This is a genomic window from Mitsuaria sp. TWR114 (genome assembly GCF_007997345.1).
In genome coordinates this window covers 1-2,563 of record NZ_VOSR01001025.1, presented here as the reverse complement: position 1 = coordinate 2,563, position 2,563 = coordinate 1, and the positions used below count along the sequence as shown (strand labels likewise).

Below are 2,563 nucleotides of genomic sequence, written 5' to 3'. Positions count from 1 at the left end.
CGGCGGCCAGCGCGCGGGCGTCGACGCGCCAGAACGCCGCAAGGACGTCCTCATAGGCGACCCCGGCGACCCGCTCCGGATCCACCTCCAGGTCGGGTTGGGGTGGCGGTCGTGGCCGGGGATCCGCCGGGGCCGCAGGCGCAGGCGCAGGCGCAGGCGCAGGCGATGGCGATGGCGCGGAGGCCGGCGCTTCGTCGGGCACGTCGCTCGGCGCATGACCCCGCGCTTCGTCCGAAGCCTCGTCTGGAGCTTCCTCCGGCGCGTCGTCGTCGGTGGGATCGCCGTCCTGGATCTCGATCTCGTGGAACCCGCGCCCTTCGCGCAGGTGCGCGATGGCCGCCTCGTAGTGACCCCGCAAGGCCTGGAACCCCTGGGGGTCGCGCGCGCGGTCCAGGCGCTTGAGCCGCGCGGCGTAGGCGGCCTTGACGTCCGCCTCCGTGGCCCGCTCGTCCAGGCCGAGCGCGACGAAGTAGCTGGGCAGGACGACCGGCATCAGACCCCCAGCGGCGAGTCCGCCTCGATCGCGCGCACCAGGCGCTGCAGCATCTCGCCGCCCTGCTCGATGCGACGCGGCTCCTGCGAGTCGAGGTCGAGCTCGAAGCGCGTGATCGCCGTGCCCAGCTGCTCACGGTCCTCGCGGCCGACCTGCATGAACAGGCGCTCGGCGCGGGCGACGAGCGCGCGCACCTCCATGCGCTCGCGCGGATGCAGCTTCAGCTCGGACAAGGCCTTCAGCCGCTGCGCCACCTCCTGCGGCGACAGCCGCTCGTCGGAGTTCTGGATCACCAGGCGCTGCGGCTCGCCCGCGGAGCGATCGGCCAGCATCGGCGTGGCTTCGACCTCGAGCAGGCCGTCGATGTCGTAGGTGAAGCGCACGTCGATGTGGGGCCGGTGCTCGGCGCTGAAGCGCGGCAGGTCCACGTCGAACTGGCCGAGCAGGATGTTGTCCTTCACCAGCCGCGCCTCGCCCTGGTACACCCTGACCTGGATGGACTTCTGCTGCGGATGGATGGGCGAGAACGACTCGACGCGGCTGGCCGGCACGACGGTGTTGCGCGGCAGGATTGGCGACATGAAGCCAGCCGTCAGCCGGTCGGCGCTCACCTGCCTGGCGCTCTCGATGCCCAGGGAATACGGGCAGACGTCGGTCATCACCCGCTCGGCCAGTTCCGCCGCATTGGCCTTCAGCCCGGCTTGCACCGCCGCGCCCAGCGCGACGACCTCGTCCGGGTTGATGCTGGCGTTCGGGAACTTGCCGAACATCCGCGTCACCAGTTGCCGCACTGCGTGGAGGCGCGAGCTGCCGCCGGCCAGCACGATCGCCGACAGGTCGGCGGTGCCGATGCGGGCGTCGCGGATCGCGGTCTCCACCGGCTGGCGCAGGCGCTCCAGCACGGGCTGGATCAGCCGCTCGAACTCCTCGGCGTGCAGCATCAGGTCGACGCTGTGCGACTCGTGCTGGAACGCGATCGGCACCGCGCCGGACGGCCCCAGCGCGCGCTTGGCCGCTTCGCAGCGCGCCTTGAGCCTGGAGACGAAGCGCTCATCGCGCAGCAGCGCATCGGGCAGGCCGGCCGCGCTCATCACCCAGCGCTCGAGGCAGGCGTCCACGTCGTCGCCGCCGAGCTGGTTGTCGCCCGCCGTGGCGCGCACCTCCATCACGCCGGAGAACAGCTCGAGGATGGACACGTCGAAGGTGCCGCCGCCGAAGTCGAACACGAGGAACTGGCTGTCTTCCTGCTCGTTGAGGCCGTAGGCCAGCGCGGCGGCGGTCGGTTCGTTGAGCAGGCTGACCTCGACGAAGCCGGCGATCAGGCCGGCATTGCGCGTCGCCGCCCGCTGCGCGTCGGAGAAGTAGGCCGGCACGGTGATCACGGCGCGGTCGACGTCCTGTCCGAAGCAGGCCCGCACGTCGGCGCGCAGCGCGCGCAGCACCATCGCCGACAGCTCCTCGGCGCGGAACTTCCGGTCGCCCAATGCGTAGCTGGTCGCCGTGCCCATGCCGCGCTTGAAGCTCGCCACCGTGCGGTCCGGATGCGATTGCAGCCGCTCGCGCGCCGCGACGCCGACCAGCACGCTGCCGTCCTCGTCCAGGCTCACCACCGACGGCGTGAGCGTCTGGCCCAGCGCGTTGGGGATCAGGTGGGAGGCGCCGTCGCGCCAGTAGGCGACCAGCGAGTGGGTGGTACCGAGGTCAATGCCGACGAGGTCGGGGACGAACGCAGAGGCGGTCATGGATCGAGGACGAGACAAGGGGGAAATCGGTGCGGGCCATGCCGCCGTGCGCCCGGCGGTCCGCGAGCGACGCGCCACACTATCCACCGGCCAGGCGACGCCCCATCGCCCTCGCGGGGGGTTGACGGGACAAGGCGACAGCGCGCGTGACGAATTGCGCGGATCGCGGCGGCCCCATAATCGCGCCCCATGCGCAAGCACCTCCTGCACTGGTTGCTCCCGCTGCTCATGCTGCTGTCGCAGCAGGGCGCGGTGTGGCACGGCATCGGTCACCTGACCGATGCGCGGGGGCATGCGCCGGCCGGCGCCACCGCCGCGACGGTCGCGC

General features: G+C 71.9%; 1 protein-coding gene and 1 pseudogene. Both read right to left on the bottom strand.

Annotated features, from left to right (window positions below):
- Positions 1-493: pseudogene (locus FUT87_RS29595) on the bottom strand (hypothetical protein); the annotation flags it as partial.
- Positions 493-2,235: an Hsp70 family protein gene (locus tag FUT87_RS26930; protein ID WP_147242969.1), complete on the bottom strand. Its 1,743-nt coding sequence runs from the start codon at positions 2,233-2,235 to the stop codon at positions 493-495. The gene FUT87_RS26930 and the pseudogene FUT87_RS29595, both read right to left, overlap by 1 nt.
- Positions 2,236-2,563: the final 328 nt, after the last annotated feature.